Annotated in this window: 26 protein-coding genes; 17 read left to right on the top strand and 9 right to left on the bottom strand. The window is 60.9% G+C overall.

Annotation, left to right across the window (positions count from 1 at the left end):
• Positions 1 to 11 precede the first annotated feature (11 nt).
• From B7H23_RS02320 to B7H23_RS02345, 6 genes are all read right to left on the bottom strand, one after another.
• Positions 12 to 1,301: a CpaE/TadZ family protein gene (locus B7H23_RS02320; protein WP_094075777.1), complete on the bottom strand. Its 1,290-nt coding sequence runs from the start codon at positions 1,299 to 1,301 to the stop codon at positions 12 to 14.
• Positions 1,302 to 1,332: 31 nt separating this feature from the next.
• Positions 1,333 to 2,010, bottom strand: a complete 678-nt coding sequence (locus B7H23_RS02325) for a CpaD family pilus assembly protein (protein ID WP_158215745.1) — start codon at positions 2,008 to 2,010, stop codon at positions 1,333 to 1,335.
• Between the two features lie 13 nt (positions 2,011 to 2,023).
• A complete protein-coding gene (locus B7H23_RS02330; protein WP_094076822.1) occupies positions 2,024 to 3,457 on the bottom strand; it encodes a type II and III secretion system protein family protein in 1,434 nt (477 codons plus the stop codon).
• A 32-nt stretch (positions 3,458 to 3,489) separates the two neighbouring features.
• Positions 3,490 to 4,290 carry a Flp pilus assembly protein CpaB gene (cpaB, locus tag B7H23_RS02335; protein ID WP_094075779.1) on the bottom strand — a complete coding sequence of 267 codons (801 nt, stop codon included), beginning with the start codon at positions 4,288 to 4,290 and terminating at the stop codon, positions 3,490 to 3,492.
• Positions 4,291 to 4,410: 120 nt separating this feature from the next.
• Entirely contained in the window at positions 4,411 to 4,950 is a 540-nt protein-coding gene (locus B7H23_RS02340; RefSeq protein ID WP_094075780.1) for an A24 family peptidase, read from the bottom strand.
• Between the two features lie 115 nt (positions 4,951 to 5,065).
• Positions 5,066 to 5,230, bottom strand: a complete 165-nt coding sequence (locus tag B7H23_RS02345) for a Flp family type IVb pilin (protein ID WP_094075781.1) — start codon at positions 5,228 to 5,230, stop codon at positions 5,066 to 5,068.
• A 271-nt stretch (positions 5,231 to 5,501) separates the two neighbouring features.
• Here B7H23_RS02345 and B7H23_RS02350 point away from each other — a divergent pair, with 271 nt between their 5' ends.
• From B7H23_RS02350 to B7H23_RS02395, 11 genes are all read left to right on the top strand, one after another.
• Complete coding sequence (locus tag B7H23_RS02350; protein ID WP_094075782.1) at positions 5,502 to 5,900, top strand: pilus assembly protein N-terminal domain-containing protein; 399 nt, start codon at positions 5,502 to 5,504, stop codon at positions 5,898 to 5,900.
• A gap of 107 nt (positions 5,901 to 6,007) precedes the next feature.
• Positions 6,008 to 6,553 (top strand): TadE/TadG family type IV pilus assembly protein, encoded by a 546-nt coding sequence (locus tag B7H23_RS02355; RefSeq protein ID WP_094075783.1) that lies wholly within the window; start codon positions 6,008 to 6,010, stop codon positions 6,551 to 6,553.
• 38 nt (positions 6,554 to 6,591) lie between these two features.
• Complete coding sequence (locus B7H23_RS02360; RefSeq protein WP_143534711.1) at positions 6,592 to 7,212, top strand: TadE/TadG family type IV pilus assembly protein; 621 nt, start codon at positions 6,592 to 6,594, stop codon at positions 7,210 to 7,212.
• A 79-nt stretch (positions 7,213 to 7,291) separates the two neighbouring features.
• Positions 7,292 to 8,185 carry a bifunctional DNA-formamidopyrimidine glycosylase/DNA-(apurinic or apyrimidinic site) lyase gene (gene mutM, locus B7H23_RS02365; protein WP_094075785.1) on the top strand — a complete coding sequence of 298 codons (894 nt, stop codon included), beginning with the start codon at positions 7,292 to 7,294 and terminating at the stop codon, positions 8,183 to 8,185.
• Between the two features lie 168 nt (positions 8,186 to 8,353).
• Entirely contained in the window at positions 8,354 to 8,620 is a 267-nt protein-coding gene (rpsT, locus tag B7H23_RS02370) for a 30S ribosomal protein S20 (RefSeq protein WP_094075786.1), read from the top strand.
• 637 nt (positions 8,621 to 9,257) lie between these two features.
• A complete protein-coding gene (locus B7H23_RS16255; protein WP_276293304.1) occupies positions 9,258 to 9,386 on the top strand; it encodes a hypothetical protein in 129 nt (42 codons plus the stop codon).
• 177 nt (positions 9,387 to 9,563) lie between these two features.
• Positions 9,564 to 10,985 carry a chromosomal replication initiator protein DnaA gene (gene dnaA, locus B7H23_RS02375; RefSeq protein WP_094075787.1) on the top strand — a complete coding sequence of 474 codons (1,422 nt, stop codon included), beginning with the start codon at positions 9,564 to 9,566 and terminating at the stop codon, positions 10,983 to 10,985.
• 192 nt (positions 10,986 to 11,177) lie between these two features.
• Entirely contained in the window at positions 11,178 to 12,299 is a 1,122-nt protein-coding gene (gene dnaN, locus B7H23_RS02380) for a DNA polymerase III subunit beta (protein ID WP_094075788.1), read from the top strand.
• 11 nt (positions 12,300 to 12,310) lie between these two features.
• Positions 12,311 to 13,501, top strand: coding sequence for a DNA replication/repair protein RecF (recF, locus tag B7H23_RS02385; RefSeq protein ID WP_094075789.1), 1,191 nt, complete (start codon positions 12,311 to 12,313; stop codon positions 13,499 to 13,501).
• Positions 13,498 to 14,262: a molybdopterin-synthase adenylyltransferase MoeB gene (locus tag B7H23_RS02390; RefSeq protein WP_094075790.1), complete on the top strand. Its 765-nt coding sequence runs from the start codon at positions 13,498 to 13,500 to the stop codon at positions 14,260 to 14,262. The genes recF and B7H23_RS02390 overlap by 4 nt, the downstream gene beginning before the upstream one ends.
• Positions 14,263 to 14,389: 127 nt before the next feature.
• Positions 14,390 to 14,806: a VOC family protein gene (locus B7H23_RS02395; protein WP_094075791.1), complete on the top strand. Its 417-nt coding sequence runs from the start codon at positions 14,390 to 14,392 to the stop codon at positions 14,804 to 14,806.
• Positions 14,807 to 14,966: 160 nt separating this feature from the next.
• Here B7H23_RS02395 and B7H23_RS02400 read toward each other — a convergent pair whose 3' ends face one another.
• Positions 14,967 to 15,962 carry a 2-hydroxyacid dehydrogenase gene (locus B7H23_RS02400; protein ID WP_094075792.1) on the bottom strand — a complete coding sequence of 332 codons (996 nt, stop codon included), beginning with the start codon at positions 15,960 to 15,962 and terminating at the stop codon, positions 14,967 to 14,969.
• Between the two features lie 192 nt (positions 15,963 to 16,154).
• On the opposite strand from B7H23_RS02400, the gene B7H23_RS02405 reads away from it, so the two are divergent.
• The 5 genes from B7H23_RS02405 (at position 16,155) to B7H23_RS02425 (ending at position 21,227) form a co-directional block, all read left to right on the top strand.
• Complete coding sequence (locus tag B7H23_RS02405; protein WP_094075793.1) at positions 16,155 to 16,709, top strand: SH3 domain-containing protein; 555 nt, start codon at positions 16,155 to 16,157, stop codon at positions 16,707 to 16,709.
• Between the two features lie 175 nt (positions 16,710 to 16,884).
• The gene (gene fabA / locus B7H23_RS02410; RefSeq protein WP_094075794.1) at positions 16,885 to 17,403 is read left to right on the top strand and encodes a 3-hydroxyacyl-[acyl-carrier-protein] dehydratase FabA; all 519 of its coding nucleotides are present in this window, start codon (positions 16,885 to 16,887) and stop codon (positions 17,401 to 17,403) included.
• Positions 17,404 to 17,467: 64 nt separating this feature from the next.
• Positions 17,468 to 18,685, top strand: coding sequence for a beta-ketoacyl-ACP synthase I (gene fabB / locus B7H23_RS02415; RefSeq protein ID WP_094075795.1), 1,218 nt, complete (start codon positions 17,468 to 17,470; stop codon positions 18,683 to 18,685).
• An 11-nt stretch (positions 18,686 to 18,696) separates the two neighbouring features.
• Complete coding sequence (gene fabI / locus B7H23_RS02420; protein ID WP_094075796.1) at positions 18,697 to 19,497, top strand: enoyl-ACP reductase FabI; 801 nt, start codon at positions 18,697 to 18,699, stop codon at positions 19,495 to 19,497.
• Positions 19,498 to 19,682: 185 nt separating this feature from the next.
• Positions 19,683 to 21,227, top strand: coding sequence for a putative bifunctional diguanylate cyclase/phosphodiesterase (locus B7H23_RS02425; protein ID WP_094075797.1), 1,545 nt, complete (start codon positions 19,683 to 19,685; stop codon positions 21,225 to 21,227).
• On the opposite strand, the gene B7H23_RS02430 is transcribed toward B7H23_RS02425, so the two are convergent.
• Entirely contained in the window at positions 21,221 to 22,276 is a 1,056-nt protein-coding gene (locus tag B7H23_RS02430; RefSeq protein WP_094075798.1) for a class I SAM-dependent methyltransferase, read from the bottom strand. The two genes, B7H23_RS02425 and B7H23_RS02430, sit on opposite strands and share 7 nt — an antisense overlap.
• A 107-nt stretch (positions 22,277 to 22,383) precedes the next feature.
• On the opposite strand from B7H23_RS02430, the gene B7H23_RS02435 reads away from it, so the two are divergent.
• The gene (locus tag B7H23_RS02435) at positions 22,384 to 22,635 is read left to right on the top strand and encodes a hypothetical protein (protein ID WP_094075799.1); all 252 of its coding nucleotides are present in this window, start codon (positions 22,384 to 22,386) and stop codon (positions 22,633 to 22,635) included.
• An 85-nt stretch (positions 22,636 to 22,720) separates the two neighbouring features.
• Here the strand turns inward: B7H23_RS02435 and pnp are convergent, their stop codons facing one another.
• Entirely contained in the window at positions 22,721 to 24,871 is a 2,151-nt protein-coding gene (pnp, locus tag B7H23_RS02440; protein ID WP_094075800.1) for a polyribonucleotide nucleotidyltransferase, read from the bottom strand.
• Positions 24,872 to 24,980: the final 109 nt, after the last annotated feature.

The raw sequence follows: 24,980 nt of genomic DNA on the forward strand, positions 1-24,980 counted from the left end.
GGTCGAAAGGCTTACTGGCCCTTCAGCTTCTTCAAAATCGACTGCAACATGCCGGCGGATCCGGCTTTCAGCTCGCGGCGACCGGTCAGAACGCGGGCCACCTCATTGATTTTCTGGACCACGGCATGGTCCGGCGTCATTTCTTCCAACATCTGGCCATTGGTGGCGGCGGTGCCGAAGAGGTGCGGGTCGAACGGAATGACGGCCAGCGGCTTGATACCCAGCGGCTCGACAAAATCGTCCGGGTCGATTTCCGGGCGTTTGGGCATGCCGGCCTGGTTGATGATGAGGTGAGGCGGCGGGTCGTTCGGCCGCAGGCGCTTCATCGTATCGATAATGTTCTTTGCATTGCGCAGATTGGTGAGTTCCGGCGTCGCCACGATGACGATCTCATCGGCTTCGGCGAGCGTGCGTCGCGTCCAGGCATGCCAGCTATGGGGCACGTCGAGAACGACGATCGGGGTCGTCGCCTGCATGACCTCGACGATGGATGCGAAAGCCGTCTCGTCGAAATCGTAAACGCGCTCGAGTGTCGACGGCGCAGCCAGCAGCGACAGCCGATCCGAGCATTTCGACAGCAGCCGATCCAGATAAGTCTCGTCCACGCGTTCCGGCGCGAAGACCGCCTCGGCGATGCCCTGGGCAGGATCCTGATCGAAATTGATGTTGGCCGTACCGAAGGCCAAGTCCATATCGGCGATGACGACATCGTTCTCGAACAGGTTGGTAACGGCCCAACCGACATTGTGCGCAATGGTCGAAGCACCCACACCGCCCTTTGCCCCGACAAAGGCGATGGTGCGTCCGAGCGGAGCCTCGTTTTCGGCGGAGTAGATGCTTTCAATAGCCGCGATCAAATCAGCGAGCGAAACCGGCGCAACCATATATTCGGAAATGCCGCTACGCATCATTTCGCGGTAGAGCGCGACGTCGTTGAAGTGGCCGATAACGACGACACGGGTGGATGAGTCGCAAACCTCCGCCAGATTGGCGAGCTGCTTCATGATATATTCCGGCTCGACCCGCGTTTCGACGATCAGCAGATTGGGCGTGGTGTTCTGGGCATAGTGTTCCGTCGCCGCGCGAACCCCGCCCCCATGCACGGTCACATGGGCTCTTGCCATTCTACGATCTTCCGCCGCTCGCTCGATCGGGCGCTGAACGCCGGCGGAATCGCACCACGCATGGATCGTGATGCGGGGGATCGGCCGGGCATTCTCCAGCTTTTCCCTATCGCTGCCGGATAATGCAGCGTCATCGTCCTCGGGACCAAGCTGAGTGTGGATTGGCTCTACAGACATTGTCGGCTCCAAAAGGCGGTTCTGATACGCATCATTCACCGCGATAGGTATCGATTGCGTTTGCACGCGCTTCGACATCGGGCGGCGTCATCCGGCGGGGGCCGAGCAGGTCCGTCGGATTATCGAGCATCGCGGCAATATTGGCCTGGGTGGAACAACCGAAATCGCGATAACGACGGTTCTCGCTATTATCGATCATGTTTTCCGAATAATCGCCGCAGACCGGAGCGATCGCGCCCAGACCCGTTCGAAGAAGGATGAGCTTGGACTGATGCGGCGTGGCCGGCGTATAATCATAGGCCGCCATCATGGCCGATGGCACGCCGATGCGGGTCAAAGACTGCACCATGTCGCCCGCCACCGCCTCCGCTGCGTATGAATTGGGCATTCCCTTCGGGATCAGGATCTGAAAGCCGCCGCCGGCGCGGGGGTCCCATCCGGTGGCGAAGCCTTCGATGACTTCGCGCTGCTCGTAGGTCAGTGCGGTAGCACCGGCCAGAACTGGAAACTCCAGCTTGGTGGTCTTTGCGCCCAGACGGATTGGATGATTGATCTCGACCTGGTCCTTGATCGCGCCCGTCACGACCCTGTCGCGATGCAGCTTGCCGCAGCCGGCAAGGCTTCCCGCCAGCGCCAGAGCGATGCTGCCTTTGATCAGCAGCCCAAAGGCGTTGTGCGACCGTTCATGCCGTCTCGTCGTCGTGATCATGGCGGAACGCCCCTTACTTGTAGATATAACCGACATTGCCGCGCCAGGCCGGCAGACTGCTTTTCTTGCGCGCCACGCCGTAGAGGCGGTTCACGCGGCCAAGGAAATTCTGAGGACCGTCCGCCGCGGGCTCGAAGCCGTGGTCCGGTCGCTGAATCTGGTCGGGGCTGGTCTGGCGAACAAGGAACGGCCGCACGATCACGACCAGTTCCGTCTCCGTGCGCTCGTAACTGCGCTCACGGAACAGCGTGCCGAAGATCGGGATACGACCGAGGCCAGGCACCCGGTTCTGATCGATCGAGAACTGATCGCGGATCAGGCCGGCCATCATCATCGTGCCACCCGACGACATTTCCACTTCCGTGGAAGCGCTGCGTGTCTTGCGTTGCTGAACCGTGGCGTTGGCCCCTGCTTCGATCGTCAGTTCATTGGTCGGTTCGTTCAGTTCCGTCTCGATCTGAAGGGCGATACGGCCCTCGGCCAAGACCGTCGGCGTGAAATTCAACGTCACGCCATATTCAACGGACGAGGTAGAGGAATCATCGGCGCCGACAGACGTGACCGTACCTTCCGCGCCCACCTGAAACGAAGCGCGGCGCCCCGATACCGCCACCAGTGTGGGTTCGGCGACCGTGCGCATCACGCCGTTCTGTTCCAGTGCGTTGAGCGTCGATTCCAGTTCATAGCCGCCAATCGTGCCCTTTCCGCCCAGGGTCAGCTTGCCGGCTGTGGACTTGCCGGTGAGGCTAAAAGCGTTCGACCCCGTCGCGCTGTCGAGAGAAAGGTTGACGCCAAGATCCTTCAATGCGCGCCGCGTCACTTCCGCGACGGTGACCCGCAGCAGAACCTGATCCTGGCCGACCAGTTGCAGCAGGTTGACGATAGACGATCGACGCGCCTCCGTAACGGCGTTGACGTTCTGGCCAACCTCCTGGGTGCCGGTCGCTTCACCACCGGTTACGTAGATTGTCGCCAGTTCCTCGGCCTTGGCTGCATCCAGAGGCGAGCGGACCGTACCGGTCAGAACCACATTGTCGTTGATGATTTCGGCATCGATGTTGGCGGTCGGGAGAAAACGGCGAAGATACTGTACCAGGCCGGACACGTCGCGCTCGATGACGAGATCGAAGGATGCGATCTGCTCGCCCCCGGTGCCGAACACGAAGACGTTGGTGCGCCCAACCTCCTTGCCGAAGAAGTAGATGCGCCGCGACGAACGCGTAACCGCGTCGGCAACGTCCGGATTGGCCACCAGAATATCGGTGGCGTCGGACGGCAGATCGACGACGATGGACTTGTCCAGTCCCAGCTTCACTTCCTGATCGGTGGAGGTGGACAGGATATTCACGCCCTGGCTCACGGCCGGCAACGTGGACGGCATCAGGCCCATGTTGGCGGCCATTAGAACGACGGCGGCACGCCGGAACCAGGCAGCGATGCGCTTCATGACATTCTTTCCTTGCAACTCAAGCTGGATCATCATTCTGACGACTGGCCTCCCTTGATGAGGCGCACCGTTTTGGACTGACGGTCATCGCGTTCGCCAACGGGCGGCAGCGGCGGGCGCATACCGACATCCTTGACGGATCGCAGGACCAGGGAAATCTGGTCGTATGTCTGCTGAGCGACGGTCACGAGTTCGACCTCGTCCGGCGAAAGTTCGAGCGTGGCGGTCTGACCGATACTGGTCTGGGGACCGGAAGGGCCCTGCTTGAAGAACTGATCGATCGCCAGCACACGAACATTTTCAAGAATAATGTCGGTTCTGATGGTGCCGTCTTCGGCCTTCTTGATGCCCATCAGATCGACGTAGTCGTTGGGAAGGACAAAGCCGCCACCCGTGCTCTCGCTGGAGACACGGACTGCCAGGGCGCGCATGCCCTTTGGCAGGACTGCACTCATGTAGTTCTTGCCGTAGCCGACCAGCCGGTTTTTTCGGACCGGCTCACCGGCAGTAAGGGGCAGGCGTACGGTGGTTCCGACCAGATTGTCGATCGCGTTCGGCTCTTTGCCTTTGACGACATAGCTCGGATCGACGACCTCGGCGGGCCAGTCCTGCCAGCGCATCTTTTCCGCGACCAGCGCCTCGCCGATACCAATCGGCTCCACCATCACCAGCACTTCTTCCACAGTAACGGGTGGAGGAGCCGGAGCAGCGGTTTGCCGGACCTGGGGCTGAGGGGCCGGCGCAGGCGTATCGATAAACCCCTTGGCCAGAATTCCCGCACCGATGGCGGCAACCAGAGCGACGGCCAAAACGATGATCTGAGACGACTTCATACCGATTCCTTCTCAAGGGCTTTCGGCCCCGTTGATGGGAATCTGCGTCCGCAATCGTTAGATTACGGTTAATCAATCGCAATCAGACATACTTAATAAAATGCAAAACAGTCGCGCAGTTCAGGTCGCAGCCAGGCGTTCGATCACGAATTGGGCCATCGGCGAGTGCGGGAAGACGACCAGACCGGCAAAACCCAGCGCCAAACCGTAGGGAACGCCACTTTGCTTATCTTCGAGGTAGGCCGGCATCTGCTGGTTCACGCCCAGGATCCGCCCGGCAAAAAATCGAACCGTTTCGTTGGAACGGAAAACAAGAACGCCCATCGTGACGGCGCCGCCTGCCAGACTGGCGGTCAGCAGATAGTAAAGAAGGGGGTCGCCCCAGCCCATCCAGAGCGCCGTCGCCGCGATGAGTTTGGCATCGCCGCCACCCATCGTTCCGAAGGCGAAGAGCGCGAAAGTGACCGTCAGAACTGCAAGGAAAACGGCAAGATGAAGGCCGATAGCGGGCCAGCTCATCCCGGTGCTAAGAGCGAGCATAAGAAAACTGGCAATAAGAAGCAGGGAGACCCGGTTGGCGATCGTCATCGACAGGCTGTCGCTGATCGCCGCCCAGATCATACAAAACGGAAAGACGACCAATATAACCGCTTCGATCATTGCCTCAGCCTCGATCTACCGTGGATTCGACATGCTGGAATCATTAACGGAGGCGGATCGTCAGACCCGCCTGCCGTGAAATTTATCCGGCCCGAGTACCGGGCCTGTCACTCGGCTACTTAATTTTAGAAGCGATGGTGCTGAACTTCGACGACAGGTTGGTACCCACTGCGGAGACAGCGCCGATAATGGCGACGGCGATAAGTGCGGCGATCAAGCCGTATTCGATAGCGGTTGCACCGGATTCGTCTTTGGCGAAACGAGCAATAAGCTTGTTCATTGTAATAGCTCCTGGTTCAGGTTGCACAGCACGTCCGTCAACATTGTCTGCCCGTTGATCGGATGCGGCAAATCTACCGCGCACCCGTTTCATGCTCGTTAGCAAAGATGGTTAATCGAATTTATGTTGTGAAAACCGTGCCGTATCGCCGGCGCACCCGACGAGCGGCCTCGCGTTCTGTGCGCGTTTACCGGCGCTTTTGGCCTTAACCGATAATTCACCAAAACAGCCTATTCTTGCTCCTGACCCACCTCGCTCAGGATGATGCATCATGCGCTTTGCGCTTCTCGCCTCCATCACGACAACCGCACTGTTCGTCGTCGCAGGTATTCCCGCTCACGCGGCGGACGGTATTGCCATCGACCGCGGCAATGCCCGGATCGTCAAGCTGGTGGAACCGGCGGAGACCGTCATAGTGGGTGAGCCAAGCATCGCCGATGTTACGGTGAAGGATTCGCGCACGCTCGTTCTGACCGGGCGCACCTATGGCAGCACCAATCTCGTCGTCTTCAACGCAGCAGGCGAACCTATTGTCGATCAGCCCATCGTCGTGAGCCGGCAGGGCAAGGGTTCGGTTCGCCTCTACAGACGCAACGATGTGGAAATGATGACCTGCCTGCCGGTCTGCGAGAAGGATACGATCGGCGGTGAATCGGTTGGCGAAGAATAGATAAGATGCGCCCTGCCAAAGCCGGAAATCGTATCGTTCCCGGCAACACTTCCTGAAGACTCTTAGCCTACACTCGCCTGGATACCAATCCGACGAGACCGACAGCTATGCGCTCCAGATATCGATCTTCCTGCTATTTGTGGCGGCATCCGATCCGGTTCTGGCGCAAACGCGACGGCGCGACGGCCGTCGAGTTCTCGTTATTGCTCATACCGTTCCTGGTCCTTATCTTCTCAATCATCGAAGTGTCCCTGGGGTTTGCTTCCGGCCAGTTGCTCGCCAATGGCAGCGAGAAGGTGGTGCGGCAGATCCGAACCGGGCAGCAGACGGCTGTGACCGAAAGCTGGGTCAAGACGGAAATCTGCAAATCGCTGTCCATGCTGGCCGGGACCGATTGCAAGAACAAGATCTCGATCTACCTCCAAAGCCAGGGCAGCTTCTCGTCGGCAGCGTCTGCTTCGCAAATTTCCCTTCTCAGCGATGGTTCGATCGATACGGCTGGCTGGGGCATCAGCGCAGGGGGCGCATCTTCCATTCATACGCTGAAGACGGTGTATCCACGGCCGACGATGATCAATCTCCTCGCGCTCCTGGCGCCAAACGCCAAGATGGAATTTTTCTATACCGCGACCTGGCGGAACGAGCCCTACTGATGATGGATCGCCCTACCACCTCGAAGGATCGTTCGTCGATGTTCCCGACCCTTGCATCGCATGCTGGCTCCATCACCCGCCGTTTCCGCCGCGACGATCGCGGTGTCGCGGCGACGGAGTTCGCCATCATCGCGCCTTTCCTACTCGTAGCCTATCTCGGCTCCGTCGAACTGGCCGCGGGAATCGACGCAGCCAAGAAGGTCAGCCGCTCGGCCGGCGTCGTGGCCGATCTCGTCACACAAGGCGACACCTACACCGCCTCCGAGCTTGGCGAACTGATCGATATCGGCATGGCCAACATCCAGCCCTACAGCCGCTCGAACCCGATGATCGCCCTTTACGGCATCGAAATGGACGATAGCAGCGGCACCGTTCGGGCCAAGGTGGCCTGGTCGATCGCCAAGACCAAGGGCAGCTCGCTCGGCCAACCGGTCGCCGCCGGAACGATCCTGTCCGACGTGCCAGCCAATCTGTTGGTCAAAGACACGTTTCTCGTTCGCGCCGTCACCGATCTAAGCTACAAATCGTTATCGCTGGGCGCTACGGAGTTCACCGGCAATCTCGATGGCATCGCCATGTCCGACACGGCCAATTACCGACCGCGCTACGAAGACGAAATCGTCTGTTCGAACTGCGCCGCGCTACCAATGAAGCCATAGGGCCTATTGCACCGCTCATGCGCAGCATTATCTGGGGTACCGTTCGTCTTCACCGTTGAGACAGGTAGCCGTCCGCGCCATGCCCGAACTGCCGGAAGTGGAAACCGTTCGCCGCGGCCTGGCCCCGTTTCTGGAAGGGGCGGTGATTAGCCGGTTCGAGGCGAGGCGGCCCGATCTGCGTTTTGCCCTGCCAACCGGCATCGAAAATGCCTGCAAGGATCGAGTCATCGTCGGCCTCGGTCGCCGGGCCAAATATCTGCTCTTCCATCTCGACAACGACACGACCCTGATAAGCCATCTGGGCATGAGCGGTTCCTGGCGTATCGAGGCAAACGGCGTATCGCAGCAGACGGCCGATACCTATCATCCGCGCGGCAAGGCGGGTCTTCACGATCATCTCGTGCTGGACATTGCACGTGCAGGCCAGCCAACAGGCCGCATCATCTATAACGACCCGCGGCGGTTCGGCTTTCTGCTCCGTTCGCGCACGAGCGAACTGGACCGACATCCGGCATTGGCCGGCCTCGGCATCGAGCCGCTGGGAAACGCGCTTGGCGGAGACGTGTTGGCCGAACTGCTCCATGGCCGCACCGCACCGCTTAAAGCCGCCCTGCTGGATCAACGGCTGATCGCCGGGCTCGGCAATATCTATGTCTGCGAAGCGCTGTGGCAGTCGCGCCTTTCACCGCGCCGTCGCGCAGGCTCCATCGTTCGCAAGAATGGCGGCGCTACCCAACGCACGGACCGGCTGGCCGGCGCCATTCGAGCCGTTCTGGCCGAGGCGGTGGAGGCCGGCGGGTCGTCTCTGCGCGATCATATTCGCGCCGATGGAACGCTTGGCTATTTCCAGCACCGGTTCAAGGTTTACGATCGCGAGGGCGAAGCATGTCCACGGGGCGATTGCGACGGCGTCGTAAGGCGGATCGTCCAGAGCGGCCGTTCGACCTTTCACTGCCCGAAATGTCAGCGTTGAACATTACGCGGCAGCGAAAAGACAGGCCGAAGATTTCGCCATTTTTCCTTGACGGAGCGGCGGGCCGTGGCTAAAAGCGCCACGACCCTGGCGGCCCGAAACGGCCGCCTGCTTTGTTTCGCCACCCGTAGACGGGTCGAGAACCCAGACACGCAAGGATGTTCGCTTATGGCCAATACGCCGTCGGCCAAGAAGGCCACCCGCAAGATCGCTGCACGGACTGCGATCAACAAGTCCCGACGCACCCGCATGCGCACCTATGTCCGCAAGGTCGAGGAAGCAATCGCTTCGGGCGATAAGGACGCCGCGCAGGAAGCCCTTCGGCTGGCGCAGCCGCAGATCATGCGGGCTGCCAATCGCGGTATCATTCATAAGAACACGGCTTCGCGGAAAGTTTCGCGGCTGTCGCATCGCATCAAGACGATCGGCGCCTAAGCCGCATCCGGCGATCTGGCGCACTACAACCTAGTGCTGAAAACATTGTGGCAGGCCCGTTGCATTCGCAGCGGGCCTTTTTTCATTGACGCAAGGAATTGGTTCATATGTCCGCTCCGATATGGCCTACACTGCCTACGTATTAGTCAAAGCGTCGCCATGTACGCCACCAACAACATTACTTTACGAAACCCTTGGCCCGCTTATGTTCTTTCCTCTTCGATTTTCTGTTAGAAAACATACATTTAGAATTTTCTATCCACAGTTTTTCCAGAGCTCCTCTGGCGAAATCAGGCCGCCCTTGGAGTCAACCTAAAAGATATTATTTTTTTTACGGATCGGGCTCGTTCGGCCTTCATGACGATAAGGTAACAGAATCCCAATGCCTTAGTCGCGGTTCGAACAGGATGCGCACCCTATGGTTGTATCCACTGATCGAACACCCCCATTTGAGGCTTGTAAGAGTGAGCCGCCTTTCTGTAGAGTACGGCAATGGAGAGGGGGACACGTCTCCCACCCAAAACGAACATCTCGAGCCACTCTCGTTCTGAGACTGTCAGCACTGGCTGATGGCCGTGGCGTAGCTATGTCGAAGCGGGTGATGCGCGTCCTTTGCGGTATTCTGGGGTAGGATATTGTGACCATTGAACTTCCGGGTTTCTCCGGTTTTGCGGAGGAACTCGACGAACGGACTTCATCCGTGCCGCCATTGGCGGACCGGACATGGTGGGGCTATGCCTCGCCGACTGGGAAAATGGCGGCCTGAACGAAGCCATCTGCGCATGGGCGCGGCGGCGGCACGTTCAGGATCGACGGCGGACAAAAGCGAGGTAAGACAGTGAGACAAGTGGATCGGCATAAGGGCGCCCACAAAAAAGGGGCAGCCCTACCCGATGGCGGAACGACGCCAGACGATAGCGATATTTCACCCGCTCTCCTGGAAATGTTCGAACGTGTCCGCCAGCGGCTTCGATCCGCACTCGGTCAGGAAGTGTTCAGTTCGTGGTTCGGCCGCATGATGCTGATGGAAGTCAGCGGCCCGATCATCCGCCTTTCCGTGCCCACGACATTCCTGCGCTCGTGGATCAACAGCCACTATCTCGATACGCTGCTCGAGATATGGAAAGAAGAGCGCCCGGAAACGCTCAAGGTCGAGGTTCTGGTCCGCAGCGCAACCCGCATGCCGCGCGCCACGGTGGTCTCCGCCGAGTTCGGGAACGAGGCGGCCGGCGAAAAACGTCCAAGCCGCGCTCCGACGGCCAAACCTTCGGCCGCACCGCCACGCGCCAGCAAGCTGCCCGATATTCGCCATGGCATATTCGGCTCGCCGCTCGATCCGCGTTTCACCTTCGAGAGCTTCGTCGAGGGGCCGAGCAACCGCGTTGCGCACGCGGCAGCCTGCGCAGTTTCGGAAGCCGGCGGGGGAGCGGTCCGGTTCAATCCGCTCTATATCCACGCATCGGTCGGCCTCGGCAAAACCCATCTTCTGCAGGCCATTGCCGACGAAGCCATCCGCAAGAACAGCAATGCCCGCGTGGTCTATCTGACGGCCGAATATTTCATGTGGCGGTTCGCCACGGCCATCCGCGACAACAACGCCCTTTCCTTCAAGGAGCAATTGCGCGACATCGACCTGCTGATCATCGACGACATGCAGTTCCTGCAGGGAAAGACGATCCAGAACGAGTTCTGCCATCTGATCAACACGCTGCTCGACAGCGCCAAGCAGGTTGTGGTGGCTGCTGACCGGCCCGCCGGCGAACTGGAATCTCTGGAAGAGCGCGTGCGCTCGCGCCTCAATGGCGGCGTCATTCTGGAAATGGGCCGGCCTGACGATTCCATGCGACTGCGCATGCTGCGCGGCAAACTGGAATCGGCACAAAACGACGATCCGTCGCTGGTGGTCTCCGAGGAGGTTCTGGAACATATCGCCCATACCGTGACCGGATCGGGCCGCGAGTTGGAGGGCGCTTTCAACCAGCTTCTGTTCCGCCAGAGCCTGGAGCCGGAAATGACCATCGAGAAAGTCGATGAGTTTCTGTCGCATATCTACAAGCAAGGCGAGCCGAAGCGTATCCGCATCGAGGACATTCAACGCGTCGTCGCCAAGCACTATAATGTGTCCAAGACCGAATTGCTGAGCAACCGACGCACCCGCACCGTCGTTCTGCCGCGGCAGATCGCCATGTTCCTGTCGAAGATTCTGACGCTGCGCAGCCTGCCAGAAATCGGCCGCCGCTTCGGCGGGAAGGACCACACCACGGTGCTTCATGCGGTCCGCAAGATCGAAGGCCTCATCGAGAACGACAAGAAGCTGGCGCAGGAAGTCGAACTTCTGAAGCGGCTCATCAACGAACAGGCCTGAACGAAGCGAGTCTAGTGTTTCTAGGCGGACCGGCACGTTTCCACAGGCCCCGGCAAGCGAAGCGGCAAATGTGCCGTTTCGCTTGCCTTTGCACCCCGAAAGATGCTCCTTTGCAGGACTGACCGGCGGCCTTAGGCGGTGCGCCGGCTCTTTTGTCGGTTCTGGTCTTTTTTCAAGGGAAGTAACGTCGCCATGCGTGTCACACTCGAGCGCTCCAATCTGCTGAAGTCTCTCGGCCATGTGCATCGTGTGGTCGAGCGACGGAACACCATTCCGATCCTTTCCAACGTGCTGCTCTCAGCCGATGGCGGCAATCTTCAATTGAAGGCCACGGACCTGGATCTCGAAGTCACCGAAGCGGTGCCAGCGACGATCGACGTGGCCGGCGGTACCACCGTTCCTGCCCATCTTCTCCACGACATCGTTCGCAAGCTGCCCGATGGCGCGGAAGTCGATCTGAAGATGGATGAGGACGGGCGCGCCATGAGTGTGGCGTCGGGCCGCTCATCCTTCCGCCTGCAATGCCTGCCGCAGGGCGACTTCCCGGCGCTGACGGCCGGACAGTTTTCCCATCAGTTCGACGTTGCCGCCGCCGAGTTGAAGCGACTGATCGACAAGACGCAGTTCGCGATCTCCACGGAAGAGACCCGCTACTACCTGAACGGCATCTATCTGCATGCCATCGAGAGCGATGGCGACCTGATGCTGCGGGCCGTGGCCACGGACGGACATCGGCTCGCCCGCACGCAGATGGCGGCGCCCGCCGGTTCGGAAGGCATGCCGGGCATCATCGTGCCGCGCAAGACCGTGGCGGAACTGCAGAAGCTGCTCGACCTGCCGGAAGAAGCCACGGTGAAGGTGGAACTGTCGGACACGAAAATCCGCTTTACCGCCGGCGAGGTGGTGCTGACCAGCAAGCTGATCGACGGCACCTTCCCCGACTATCAGCGTGTTATTCCGACCGGTAACGACAAGCGCCTCGTTCTGGAGCGCGACCGGTTCGCCGCCGCCGTCGACCGCGTGTCGACCATCTCTTCGGAACGTGGACGCGCGGTGAAGCTCTCTGTCGGCGACGAGCAGATCGTGCTGACCGTCAACAATCCCGATAGCGGCAGCGCCACCGAGGAGTTGCAGGCCGGCTACGAGTCCGAGCCGATGGATATCGGTTTCAATGCAAAATATCTGCTCGACGTCACCGCGCAGTTGACCGGCGACGAAGCTGTGTTCCTGCTGGCCGACGCCGGCTCGCCAACCCTTATCACCGATGAGGACGACAAGCAGACCCTCTACGTGCTGATGCCGATGCGTGTCTGACCGGCGATCCGGTGGATGAAGTCCGACAATCGGCCGACGCCGTCCCGCCAGTCTCGATCACGGCGTTGCGGCTGACGAATTTTCGCAGCCATAGCGAACTGTCGTTGCGGCTCGACCGTCGCCATGTCGTGCTGTTCGGCGAAAACGGAGCGGGCAAGACCAACATTCTGGAAGCCGTCTCGCTGCTGTCGCCCGGACGCGGTTTTCGCCGCGCGACCTATGCCGACATGGCGGCAAAGGGTGCCAGTGGTTTCGCCATCCATGCCAGTCTAGACGGCCCCGTTGGCCCAGCTGAGATCGGAACGGGTACGATTGCCGGAGGCGCTTTTGGATCGGCGAGCGCCAATGGCGAAGGCGGACGGCGCGTTCGCATCAACGGCGCCAGCGAGCCGGCCGAAGCGATGGCGGAATGGCTCCGCGTCGTCTGGCTTCTCCCTTCGATGGACGGGCTGTTCTCCGGCGGCGCCTCGGACCGGCGGCGCTTCCTCGACCGGATGGTGCTGGCGATCGACCCGTCGCATGGACGGCGGGCGCTGGCCTATGAGAAGGCGATGCGTCAACGGAACCGACTCTTCGCCGACGATGTGCGCGACGATCTCTGGTATGAGAGCGTGGAAGCGGAACTGGCGGAAGCCGGCCTGCCGATCCTCGAAGCCCGGCAACGTCTGGTCAGCGTATTACAGGCGCAGATCGACCGCCTGCCCGAACCCTCGCCTTTTCCGAAGTCTGACCTGACGCTTCTGCCCGGCTTCGAGGATGACGTGCCGGAGACGATCGATGCCTATCGCGAGGCGCTGGCCGCTGGCCGCTATCGCGACCGGGCGGCGGGCCGTGCGCTGGTCGGCCCGCACCGCGCCGACCTCATGGTCCAACACCGGCCAAAGGCGATGGCGGCCCGACTGTGTTCGACGGGCGAACAGAAAGCGCTCCTCATCGGTCTCGTCCTGGCCCATGCGCGCCTGACCGCGGCCCAGACCGAAATGACGCCGATCCTGCTGCTCGACGAGGTGGCGGCGCATCTCGATGCCGGACGGCGGGCCGCGCTCTTCGACATTCTCGACGAACTCGGCAGCCAGGCCTGGATGACAGGCACGGATGGCCATCTCTTTGCCGACCTTGCGGATCGCGCGCAGTTCTTCCATCTGTCGTCGGAAGGCGTGCGTCCTGTCGATGCGCCGCCCTCGATGGAGACCGACCGATGAACGATTCCGCGCTCAGCGCCGACGAATTGCGGCGTTACGCCCGCCATATCGTGCTGCCGGAGATCGGCGGGGCGGGCCAGCAGAAGATGAAGGCGGCGCGCGTGCTGGTGATCGGCGCGGGCGGTCTCGGCGCGCCGGTCCTGCTTTACCTGGCCGCAGCAGGCGTCGGCACGCTCGGCGTGATCGACGACGATGCGGTTTCGCTGTCCAACCTCCAGCGGCAGGTGATCCATTCGACCGATGCGATCGGAGAGGCGAAGGTCGAAAGCGCCGCCGATGCGCTGGCGCGGGTCAATCCGCATGTCCGGGTCGAGACGTACGCCATGCGGCTGACGGCGGAAAATGCCGCCGATCTGATCGGCCGACACGACATCGTCGTCGATGGTTCGGACAATTTCGAGACGCGCTATCTGCTGGCCGATCTGTGTGCATCCCACAAGGTGACGCTCGTGACCGGCGCGGTCGGGCGCTTCGATGGATCGCTGACGGTGCTGCAACCGTGGACGGAAAATGCGGACGGGCGGCCCAACCCGACCTATCGCGATCTCTTTCCCGAACCGCCCGCGCCCGGAACGGTGCCGTCCTGCGCGGAAGCGGGCGTGATCGGCGCGCTGACCGGCGTGATCGGCACGCTCCAGGCGATGGAGGTCATCAAGCTGATCACCGGGGCGGGCGAACCGCTGATCGGACGACTCCTCCTCTATGACAGCCTCGCCGCCCGGTTCGAGACGATCCGCTATCGCGGGAAGCGGGTCGCATGAAGATGAAACGATGGCACCCTTCAATACAGAAAGGCGGTGTCTTCGACTGAGCTGAACTGTCTGCTATGCGGACAAATTGGGCTTTCGCCGCGGTTGCACCAAAGTCGGCTTTGGGCGAGTATTCAGCATGATTTCCTACATCACTGTCGGTGCAGATGACATTGCCCGCGCGAAACGGTTTTACTCCGCGTTCCTGCCGGCCCTCGATTACGAGTTGGAGGAGGGGTCCGAAGGCCTGAGCTATGTGCTGCCCAAACAACCGGGTCAGTCTGCCGCCCTACCGGATATATACGTAAAACCACCCTTCGATGGACGTCCTGCCTCGGCTGGGAACGGCGTCATGATCGCATTCGAGGCTCGCAGTCAAAAGCAGGTTCGCGACCTTCACTCCGCCGCGATTGCCGCAGGCGGCTCCGACGAGGGTCAGCCGGGCTTCCGTGACGCGTACGGACCTCATTTTTATGTCGGCTACATTCGCGACCCTCAAGGTAACAAGATCGCACTGTTCTCCAACGATCCGAACGAAGCTGGGCGAGACGGATAGCTCGGGCTGCATGGGCGGCAAAAGCCGTTCGCCACATCGCAGAAGATCGGCATGATGGGCTCCGAGCGGGTATCTGAACCCGCATCTGGATTGATGATGCGCGACACCGCCGGCGTTTCCTGCGGGCGCTCTTGCGCCTGCTCGTACCGGCCTGGGCGGCTTACCGCCGAGACGGCAGCACGCGGTCCGGCGGGCGGTGGCCGTCGAAGACGACGCGGATATTGATCAGAACGCGCTCGCCCATCTCGATGCGGCTCTCCAGCGTGGCCGATCCCATATGGGGCAGCAGGGTGATGCGATGCTCGCGGCAGAGGTCCAGCAGACGCGGATTGACGTGCGGCATCTTGTTGAAGACATCGAGCGCCGCGCCGGCGATCCGGCGTTTGTCGACGGCGTCGATCAGAGCGGCCTCATCCACGATCCCGCCGCGCGAGACGTTGACGAAATAGGCTTCGCGTTTCAGCAGACCGAGCCGGCGCGCATCGATCATGTGGCGCGTTTGCGGCGTCAGCGGCGCATGGATCGTCACGATATCCATCCGCGCCAGCATGTCGTCCAGATCGTCCCAATAGGTTGCGTTCAGTTCGGCCTGGGTCTGGTCGGCAACGGGCGTGCGGTTGTGATAGTGGATCGACAGGCCGAAGGCCTTGGCCCGCCGCGCCACCGCCGTGCCGATGCGACCCATGCCGACAATGCCGAGTTTCTTGCCGAAAATCCGCCGGCCGAGCATCCAGTTGGGCGACCAGCCCTTCCATTCGCCGTTCATGTCCAGCAGGGCCTGACTGCCCTCCACAAGACGGCGCGGCACCGCAACGATGAGCGCCATGGTCATATCGGCGGTGTCTTCGGTCAGCACACCGGGCGTATTCGTCACGATGATGCCGGCGCGGTTGGCGGCCTCCACATCGATATGTTCGGTGCCGGCGCCGAAATTGGCGATCATGCGCAACTGATCGCCCGCCGAGCGGATCAGATCGGCGTCGATCCGGTCGGTGAGGGTCGGCACGAGCACGTCCGCTGTCTTCACCGCGTCCAGCAAGGCTTCCTGCGGCAGGGCTTGGTCGTCCGGATTCGGAACAAGATCGAACAGTTCACCCATGCGCTGCTCGACCGGAACGGGGAGTTTCCGGGTAAGAACAACACGGGGTTTGGTCATGGGAGCCCTTCCTCGCCAAAATTTTCAGCGTTCGATAAAGTCACTCTTAACCCTGTCGGCGCAGGATGGCAGGAGTGAATGCTTCGTCTCGTCCCTCCCTTAGCAGTGGGTCGGAAGGAAGCAAAGTATCGACCGGATCGCTGGCTATCCCCCGTGCCGTTCCGGTCGAATATCCAGATTAGGTCTGAACCCATGAACCGCCAGATACGCGCCGCCCTACCGCTTCTCGCCCCGATCTTCATCTGGGTTTTCATCCTGTGTCTTCCGGCCGGACAGGTCCGCGCGCAGGACATTACCGGATCCATCGAGACCGGGGCTTCGGGTCTGCCGCTTCCCCGCTTCGCCTCGCTGAAGTCCTCGCGCATCAATATGCGGGCCGGGCCGGGGCGCGACTATCGGGTCGAATGGAACTACCGCAAGGCCGGCCTGCCGATGGAGATCATCCAGGAATACGACAATTGGCGGAAGGTTCGCGATGCGAGCGGCGATGAAGGCTGGATCCACGTCTCGCTTCTGACCGGCAAGCGGACCGGCGTTGCCGCGCCCTGGCAGAAGGACGCGCTACTTCCACTGCGCAAGCGCCCAACGCCCGATGCCCCGCTGATCGCGCAGGTCGAGGCCGGCGCTGTCGGTGAGGTCATCTCATGCGACGGCCAATGGTGTGTCGTCGACTATGACGATCACGAAGGCTATATGCGCCAGGCGCAGCTCTGGGGCGTCTATCCCAGCGAACAGATTCGCGACTGATCACGATCGGGCGTCGGCCAGATGAAGTGAGCGAGGAACGGCGGCTTTTCCCATGGGGTTGAGACTCCGAGACCTTTCGCCCAGCCACCGATACGTGTAATCCGGGCAAAACGACCGGAAACCGTGCAGTGAGGGGCACTGCCCGGAGCCGTGTCAGGGAGATGAGTGCCGAACGATGAGCGAACGCAAATCCAGCTACGATTACGAAGACCTTCTTGCCTGCGCACGCGGGGAACTGTTCGGACCCGGAAACGCGCAACTGCCAGCTCCGCCCATGCTGATGTTCGACCGCATCACACGAGTATCCGAAGATGGCGGCGCCCATGGCAAGGGCCAGATTCGTGCCGAACTCGACGTCAAACCCGACCTCTGGTTCTTCCCCTGCCACTTCATCGGCAATGAAATCATGCCGGGTTGCCTCGGGCTGGACGCTATGTGGCAGCTGACCGGCTTCTACCTTGGCTGGCTCGGCCTGCCCGGCTACGGCATGGCGATCTCGACCGGTGAAGTGAAGTTCAAGGGCATGGTGACGCCCAAGACCAAGCTGGTCGAATATGGCGTCGATTTCAAACGCGTCATGAAGGGCCGGCTCAATCTCGGCATCGCCGATGGCTGGCTGAAAGCCGATGGCGAGCAGATCTATAGCGCAACGGATTTGAAGGTCGCCCTTTCGAAAGAAAAGGCTGGCGCCTAAATCCTATTCAGGGCCTATCGTCCCTACAGCACACACAATCTCCGCGATGGAAGGGAGAGCCCCCATGAAACGAGTCGTTGTAACCGGAATGGGCATCGTGTCGTCGATCGGCGACGATGCGGAGGCGGTCGCCGCCTCGCTTCGGGACGCAAAGAGCGGCATCAGCTTTGCCGAGCCGTTCTCCGAACACGGCTTCCGCAGCCAGGTCTGGGGCATGCCGTCGCTTGATCCGGCCGAGCAGATCGACCGGCGCGCCATGCGCTTTCTGCATCGTGGCGGGGCGTGGAACCATGTCGCGATGAAGCAGGCCATCGCCGATGCCGGCCTCGAGGAAGGCGGAATCACCGATCCGCGGATCGGCATCATCATGGGATCGGGCGGACCGTCCACGGAGATCGTCGTCGACGCCGCCGACATCACTCGTGAAAAGGGATCGCCCAAGCGCATCGGGCCGTTCGCGGTACCGAAAGCCATGAGCAGCACTGCTTCGGCGACGCTCGCCACCTGGTTCAAAATCCACGGCGTGAACTATTCGATCAGTTCGGCCTGCTCGACCTCGGCGCATTGCATCGGCAACGCCTATGAACTGATCCAGTGGGGCAAGCAGGACATGATCTTCGCCGGCGGGCATGAGGATCTGCACTGGACCTCGTCAAACATCTTCGACGCCATGGGCGCGATGAGCAGCAAATACAACGATACGCCAGCCGAAGCGTCGCGGGCCTATGACGCCGACCGCGACGGTTTCGTGATCGCCGGCGGTGCCGGTGTGCTGGTTCTGGAAGAGCTGGAGCGGGCCAGGGCGCGTGGCGCGACGATCTATGCCGAGATCGTCGGCTATGGCGCGACATCGGATGGCTACGACATGGTTGCGCCGTCCGGCGAAGGCGCGATCCGCTGCATGAGGATGGCGCTGGAGACCGTTGATGCGAAGGTGGACTACATCAATACGCATGGCACCTCGACGCCGGTCGGCGACCAGAAGGAAATCGGCGCCATTCGCGAGGTCTTCGGCGATGACATGCCGCATATCGGCTCGACCAAGAGTCTGACCGGCCATAGCCTCGGCGGAGCGGGCGTTCAGGAGGCGATCTACAGCCTGCTTATGATGAAAAACGACTTCATGGCGGAGAGCGCACATATCGAGACACTCGATCCGGAGTTCGAAGGCGTGCCGATTCTGACCGAACGGCGGGACGGCGCATTCGATGTCGCTCTTTCCAACTCTTTCGGGTTCGGCGGCACCAACGCCACGCTCGTCTTCCAGCGCTATCAGGATTGAGGGAGCCCGACGTGGACGGAATCATGAAGGGAAAGCGCGGCCTCATCATGGGCATCGCGAACCGGAACTCGATCGCCTACGGCATCGCCAAGACGCTTAGGGCGCAGGGCGCCGACATTGCGGTGACCTATCAGGGCGAAGCGTTCGGAAAGCGGGTCAAGCCGCTCGCCGAGGATCTCGGCGTCGAACTCATGATCGACTGCGACGTTGAGAATATCGATTCCGTCGATGCAGCTTTTGCGACACTGAAGGAAAAATGGGGCAGCATCGACTTTCTTGTCCATGCGATCGGTTTTTCCGACAAGAGCGAATTGAAGGGCCTCTATGCCGACACCACGCGGGAAAATTTCTCCCGCACCATGGTGATCTCGTGCTTCTCATTCACCGAAGTCACCAAACGGGCGGCGGCCATCATGCCAAATGGCGGATCGATCCTGACACTGACCTATGCAGGGTCGGTGCGCGTCATGCCCAATTACAATGTCATGGGCGTCGCCAAGGCCGCCCTCGAAGCGTCGGTGCGTTATCTCGCCGCCGATTACGGCCAGGACAATATCCGCGTCAACGCCATCTCCGCCGGTCCGGTGCGCACCCTTGCGGGCGCCGGTATTGCCGATGCGCGCGCCATGTTCAGCCATCAGGCCAGCAATTCGCCGCTTCGTCGCACCGTTACGCTCGACGAGCTCGGCGGCTCGGCGCTCTATCTTCTGTCCGAGCTTTCCGGCGGCGTGACCGGCGAAATTCACTATGTCGATAGTGGTTTCAACATCACCTCCATGCCCCGGCTCGATAATCTGCAGAAAGCGGAATAACGGGTCGAACGAACATCAGGGCAAATGGCGTTTCGTTAACGCCTGAACACCTTGTTTCCCGGGGTCGGCGGCGTCTGTTCCTTTGAGAAGAATTTGAACTTTATTCCTTCATTAACCTGATTTTCTGACTTGGCTTTAATTCCTGTCGGTGCAGATTTGCGGTGAACCCACCGGAATCAGTCTCAATGAAAAAAATACAAAATCCAAAACGAAGCAGAGCTGTCCGGCTCGCAACCCTCGGTTCACTCGGGGTCGCAGCCGTTAGCGGTACGGTCTATTTTTCCCGTATGTTCACCGATGCGTCATCCTTCGTTGCGATGGATGTCTATGTCGCTTCGGTGGCGGCCCTGTGTGCGCTGTGCGCCATGTTTGCCGCTTTGTCATTCTTTGCCGGCGTCGATGAATCGGAAGATTACGTCTTTCAGGAAACGCATATCGACAAGCTGACCGGCTTTCATACCCGCGTCGCCATGATCGGCCATATCGCCCAGGCCATGGCAAAGGTTCTGAAAAGCGGAAAGGCGCAGTTTCTGATCGATGTGGACATCGACCGTTTCAAGCAGATCAACGATCAGATCGGCTTCGAGGAAGGCGATGAGCTGATCGTGGCCGCTGGCCAGCGGATGCGCGACTTCTTCGGCGAGGACGCCAAGATCGGACGGATGGGCGCTGGCGAATTCGCTGTGATCCTGGAAGACGATGTCGACGATTTCGAGAATATGCTCGATCGGCTGATCGAACTTCTCATGGAGCCCTACCGGCTGAAGACCCACCACCAGAGCGTGACTTTTTCCGCAGGCGTGGTCGCCATGCCGAAGGACGGTCGCGACCCCCTGCAACTGGTACGGCGCGCCAATCTGGCCCTGCAGCGTGCACGGGCCGAAGGCGTTGGCGGCTGGACCTGTTTCGAAAGCGAAATGGGCCGCGTCGCCGACTACCGCCACTGGGTGGAAAGCGAACTGACCGACGCCATCGATCGCGGCGATTTCGTGCTCTATTACCAGCCGCAGCTTTCGTTGGAGGGCGAGCGAATCGTCGGCTATGAGGCGCTGATCCGCTGGCAGCATCCGCAGCGCGGCATCATTCCGCCCAATGAGTTCATTCCCGTGGCTGAAGAAAGCGGCATGATTTTGCAGATCGGCAAATGGGCGCTGCATCAAGGCTGCCACGATGCACGGCTGCTGCCGGACGATACCTATGTTGCAATCAATCTCTCGCCCGTTCAGTTCAGCGACCGCAACCTGACCGACACCGTTCGCCAGGCGCTTGAGGAATCGGGGCTGCCCGCGCATCGGCTGGAACTGGAAATCACCGAAACGGCCATGACGATGGATCGGATCGAAGCCCGCAAGGTCATGGCTGCGCTCGCCGATATGGGCGTGCAGATCGCCATCGACGATTTCGGCACCGGCTATTCCAACCTCAGCTATCTGATGGATTTCACCTTCCACAAGCTGAAGATCGACCGTTCCTTCGTCTGCCGCCTTCAGGACGACGATACGACCGGTGCCGTTATCTCCACGATCGTCGGCCTGTCACGCGCTCTTGGGGCCGAGACGCTGGCCGAAGGCGTGGAGACCGCCGATCAGGCCACCTTGCTGCGGGCTGCGGGTTGCGATTCGGTTCAGGGCTTCCACTATGCGCGTCCGGCGCCGCTCTCAACCTTCGTCTCCGCCAATGATGCGGATGCGCGTCTTCTGCCGCGGGCCGTCGGCGCGACCTATCACTGACGAGCAGCGACCGGCCGCGCTGCCTCGATCACCTTATAGATCGGCGTTTCCGCCAGAAGCCTTGCCGTTGCGAACCTCCGGTCGATCACCCCTTCATAGGGAAGCTGCCTGTTGGCGACGAGGAACAGCCGCCCGCCGGGCTTGAGACAGGACGCCGCCCGTTCAATGATTGCCGCGCCAAGCGCCGGTTCCGCCGCGCGGCCGGTGTGAAAGGGCGGGTTCATTACGATGGTATCGAAGCGGCCCTCGACCGGCTCGTGGGCCAGGTCGCGCCAGTGATAGGCGATAATAGCTCGAGTGCCCGTGAGATTGCGCTTGGCCGCTTCCAGCGACGCCCAATCCGCCTCGAACAGATCCAGCGAAGCGAGTGCTGGACAGCGCTTCAGAGCGGCAGCCGACAAATAGCCCCAACCTGCACAGAAATCGGCGACGGCGCCGTCTAGATCGGACGGTAAATGCTGTGCGAGAAGGGCGGAGCCGGCATCCACACGTTCGGCGCTGAACCCGCCGGGTGCCGTCACGAAACCAGCCGCCGACGGCTCTTCTTCCGGATGAAAGGCCGCGATCAGAGCCGTGCGAACCGCGTTGTCGACCCTCAACCACATGACGATACCATGATGTTTCGGCAACGATTGCAGGTCGTCGGTGAGACGCGACAACGCCTTGCGGATCGCCCCTGCCCCGTCGGTCTTTCCGCCGGCCGCGACGATCGTTCCGCCTTCGGCGCACACTCTGGCAGCGGTGGACAGCATCTGTTCGTTCCATCGGCGGTGGCGCGACAGGCAGACGATCACGATGTCGAATGATCCGTCGTTTGCGATCTCAGCGGAATCAGGAACGACGTTCAGTCCGTGCTGCGTCAGCTTCAGATAATCCGGGCGGAAGCCCTGAACCGCCAGCAGATCGTTCGTCAGCCCGTCAGGTAGCTGAAGATCGCCTGGCGGTGCGAGTAAAAGGACGCGGGCGGACGCGTCTGCCGAAAGCGTGTCATGCGAAAATGGCCGAGCGATCAGTTTGGACAGATCGCGGCCTGCACCCCCACTAGACATTCGACAGCCCTCTTAAGTCAGTAATCTTGATCAATGCGTCATAACAATTCGTTTGATTGAATCACGTCGAAGACCGATCTTCCTGTGACAGGACAGGAGAGATCACCATGCTGTTTCATTCCATCGACAACGCCGCCCGTCATCGAGCTTCCTTCTACGAACGGGCACGGACGTGGACAATAGAGAAGCGCCGGCAGAAACTTCGCCGCGATTCCATTTCAACTCTTCTCAATGTGGACGACAACATCCTGCGCGATGTTGTCGGAGTCAGCGGCGACGACATCCGGCGAGCGGTCGCGATGCCGCTCGACGTCGATGCGGCGAAAATGATCCGGCTGATGCAAAAGCGGATTTTCTAGAATCCGCCGGTCCGGCCGGGTCACAGAAAAAGGGGGCGCCGGTAAAGCGCCCCCTTTTCGTCATTCGTCCGGTTTAACGCGCAGATTATTCCGCGGCGTCTTCCCGCTTCTTCTCAGCTTTCGGCTTTTCCTTGCCGCTCTCCTGGTCGACGACCTTCATGGAAAGGCGGACCTTACCCCGTTCGTCGAAGCCCATCAGCTTGACGAAGACCTTCTCGCCTTCCTTGACGACATCGGTGGTCTTGCCGACGCGCTCCTCGGCGAGCTGGCTGATATGAACAAGGCCGTCGCGCGGGCCGAAGAAGTTCACGAAAGCACCGAAATCGGCGGTCTTGACGACCGTTCCTTCGTAGATCTCGCCAACTTCCGGCTCGGCCGTGATGGAGTGAATCCACTTCTTGGCCGCTTCGATCTCCTTGCCGTTCGACGAGGCGATCTTGATGGTGCCGTCATCCTCGATGTTGATCTTGGCGCCGGTCTTCTCGACGATCTCGCGGATCACCTTGCCGCCCGTGCCGATCACGTCACGGATCTTGTCGGTCGGAATGGTCATCACTTCGATGCGCGGAGCGAATTCGCCCACCTGCGAACGGCCTTCGCTGATCGCGTTCGCCATCTCATCCAGAATGTGCAGGCGACCGTCCTTGGCCTGAGCCAGCGCGATCTTCATGATTTCCTCGGTGATACCATCGATCTTGATGTCCATCTGCAGCGAGGTGATGCCTTCGGCCGTACCGGCGACCTTGAAGTCCATATCGCCAAGATGATCCTCATCGCCGAGAATATCGGACAGGACAGCGTAACGATCCTCTTCCTTGATGAGCCCCATCGCGATGCCCGCGACCGGCGACGAAAGCGGTACGCCCGCATCCATCAGCGCCAGCGAGGTGCCGCAGACGGTCGCCATGGAAGACGATCCATTGGATTCGGTGATCTCGGAGACCACGCGCAGCGTGTAGGGGAACTGCTCCTGCTCAGGCAGCAGCGGGTGCACGGCGCGCCATGCCAGCTTGCCGTGGCCGATCTCGCGACGGCCGGGTGAACCCATGCGACCGGTCTCGCCGACGCTGTAGGGTGGGAAGTTGTAATGGAGCATGAAGCGCTCCTTGTAGGTGCCGGTCAGCGCGTCGACGAACTGTTCGTCCTCGCCGGTGCCAAGCGTGGCAACCACGACAGCCTGGGTCTCGCCGCGAGTGAACACGGCCGAGCCGTGGGTGCGCGGGAAGACGCCAACTTCGGAAACAATCGGGCGAACGGTCTGCAGATCGCGGCCATCGATGCGGCTGCCATCGTCCAGAATGTTCCAACGCACGACGCGGGCCTGAAGCGCCTTGAAGGCGTCGGCAATCTGCTGCGGGCTATAGGCACCGGATTCGTCGCTGTCCTCGGCGGGCAGATACTTTTCCTTGACCTTCGCCTTGGCGGCGTCGACGGCCTTGTAGCGCTCACCCTTGTCTGTGATGCGATAAGCGGCGCGCAGATCGTCCTCGATGAAGGACAGCATCTCGTTTTCAAGCGCGGAATTGTCCGGCGCATTGTGCTCGCGCGGCTCCTTGGCAGCGACTTCGGCCAGCTTAATGATCGCATCGATCACCGGCTGGAACTCCTTGTGACCGAACATGACGGCGCCGAGCATTGTCTCTTCGTCGAGCTGGTCGGCTTCCGATTCCACCATCAGGACGGCGTCGTTGGTACCGGCAACGATCAGGTCGAGATCGCTCTCTTCCATTTCGTCGATATGCGGGTTGAGAACGTATTCGCCGTCGATGTAGCCGACGCGCGCGCCGCCGATCGGGCCCATGAAGGGCACGCCGGAGAGGGTCAGCGCGGCAGAAGCGGCGACGAGCGCCAGAATATCCGGATTGTTCTCAAGATCGTGCTGGAGAACGGTCAGGACGACCTGCGTGTCGTTCTTGTAACCGTCGGCGAAGAGCGGGCGAATCGGACGGTCGATCAGACGCGAGGTGAGCGTCTCGTTCTCGCTCGGACGGCCTTCGCGCTTGAAGAAGCCGCCCGGGATCTTGCCGGCGGCGAACGCCTTTTCCTGGTAGTTCACGGTCAACGGGAAGAAGTCGAAGCCCGGCTTCGGTTCCTTGGCGGACACGATGGTGGCGAGGACGACGCTCTCGCCATAGGTAGCGACGACGGCGCCATCGGCCTGACGTGCGACCTTGCCGGTTTCCAGGATGAGAGGGCGGCCGCCCCACTCGATTTCGACCTTGTGGTGTTCAAACATACGATATGTCTTTCATCTTGCTTTGGCCGCGCCCCAGCGCGCTTCATGCTGCGCCAGATGCGGCCTTCTTGCGGTGCTTCTTAGGCTGGCCACGGGCAAGACGGCAGGA

Source organism: Notoacmeibacter marinus, assembly GCF_002238045.1.
Classification (GTDB): domain Bacteria; phylum Pseudomonadota; class Alphaproteobacteria; order Rhizobiales; family Rhizobiaceae; genus Notoacmeibacter; species Notoacmeibacter marinus.

What these genes read in the sequence shown, in the direction of transcription:
- rpsT (WP_094075786.1), top strand. Translation starts at nt 8,354, where the DNA reads ATGGCCAATACGCCGTCGGCCAAGAAGGCCACCCGCAAGATCGCTGCA.
- B7H23_RS02340 (WP_094075780.1), bottom strand. Translation starts at nt 4,950, where the DNA reads ATGATCGAAGCGGTTATATTGGTCGTCTTTCCGTTTTGTATGATCTGG.
- B7H23_RS02330 (WP_094076822.1), bottom strand. Translation starts at nt 3,457, where the DNA reads ATGAAGCGCATCGCTGCCTGGTTCCGGCGTGCCGCCGTCGTTCTAATG.
- B7H23_RS02325 (WP_158215745.1), bottom strand. Translation starts at nt 2,010, where the DNA reads ATGATCACGACGACGAGACGGCATGAACGGTCGCACAACGCCTTTGGG.
- fabA (WP_094075794.1), top strand. Translation starts at nt 16,885, where the DNA reads ATGAGCGAACGCAAATCCAGCTACGATTACGAAGACCTTCTTGCCTGC.
- B7H23_RS02400 (WP_094075792.1), bottom strand. Translation starts at nt 15,962, where the DNA reads ATGACCAAACCCCGTGTTGTTCTTACCCGGAAACTCCCCGTTCCGGTC.
- B7H23_RS02355 (WP_094075783.1), top strand. Translation starts at nt 6,008, where the DNA reads ATGCGCTCCAGATATCGATCTTCCTGCTATTTGTGGCGGCATCCGATC.
- dnaA (WP_094075787.1), top strand. Translation starts at nt 9,564, where the DNA reads ATGTTCGAACGTGTCCGCCAGCGGCTTCGATCCGCACTCGGTCAGGAA.
- mutM (WP_094075785.1), top strand. Translation starts at nt 7,292, where the DNA reads ATGCCCGAACTGCCGGAAGTGGAAACCGTTCGCCGCGGCCTGGCCCCG.
- B7H23_RS02395 (WP_094075791.1), top strand. Translation starts at nt 14,390, where the DNA reads ATGATTTCCTACATCACTGTCGGTGCAGATGACATTGCCCGCGCGAAA.
- B7H23_RS02435 (WP_094075799.1), top strand. Translation starts at nt 22,384, where the DNA reads ATGCTGTTTCATTCCATCGACAACGCCGCCCGTCATCGAGCTTCCTTC.
- B7H23_RS02350 (WP_094075782.1), top strand. Translation starts at nt 5,502, where the DNA reads ATGCGCTTTGCGCTTCTCGCCTCCATCACGACAACCGCACTGTTCGTC.
- B7H23_RS02360 (WP_143534711.1), top strand. Translation starts at nt 6,592, where the DNA reads ATGTTCCCGACCCTTGCATCGCATGCTGGCTCCATCACCCGCCGTTTC.
- cpaB (WP_094075779.1), bottom strand. Translation starts at nt 4,290, where the DNA reads ATGAAGTCGTCTCAGATCATCGTTTTGGCCGTCGCTCTGGTTGCCGCC.
- fabB (WP_094075795.1), top strand. Translation starts at nt 17,468, where the DNA reads ATGAAACGAGTCGTTGTAACCGGAATGGGCATCGTGTCGTCGATCGGC.
- pnp (WP_094075800.1), bottom strand. Translation starts at nt 24,871, where the DNA reads ATGTTTGAACACCACAAGGTCGAAATCGAGTGGGGCGGCCGCCCTCTC.
- B7H23_RS02320 (WP_094075777.1), bottom strand. Translation starts at nt 1,301, where the DNA reads ATGTCTGTAGAGCCAATCCACACTCAGCTTGGTCCCGAGGACGATGAC.
- B7H23_RS02425 (WP_094075797.1), top strand. Translation starts at nt 19,683, where the DNA reads ATGAAAAAAATACAAAATCCAAAACGAAGCAGAGCTGTCCGGCTCGCA.
- B7H23_RS02405 (WP_094075793.1), top strand. Translation starts at nt 16,155, where the DNA reads ATGAACCGCCAGATACGCGCCGCCCTACCGCTTCTCGCCCCGATCTTC.
- B7H23_RS02390 (WP_094075790.1), top strand. Translation starts at nt 13,498, where the DNA reads ATGAACGATTCCGCGCTCAGCGCCGACGAATTGCGGCGTTACGCCCGC.
- dnaN (WP_094075788.1), top strand. Translation starts at nt 11,178, where the DNA reads ATGCGTGTCACACTCGAGCGCTCCAATCTGCTGAAGTCTCTCGGCCAT.
- B7H23_RS02345 (WP_094075781.1), bottom strand. Translation starts at nt 5,230, where the DNA reads ATGAACAAGCTTATTGCTCGTTTCGCCAAAGACGAATCCGGTGCAACC.
- B7H23_RS02430 (WP_094075798.1), bottom strand. Translation starts at nt 22,276, where the DNA reads ATGTCTAGTGGGGGTGCAGGCCGCGATCTGTCCAAACTGATCGCTCGG.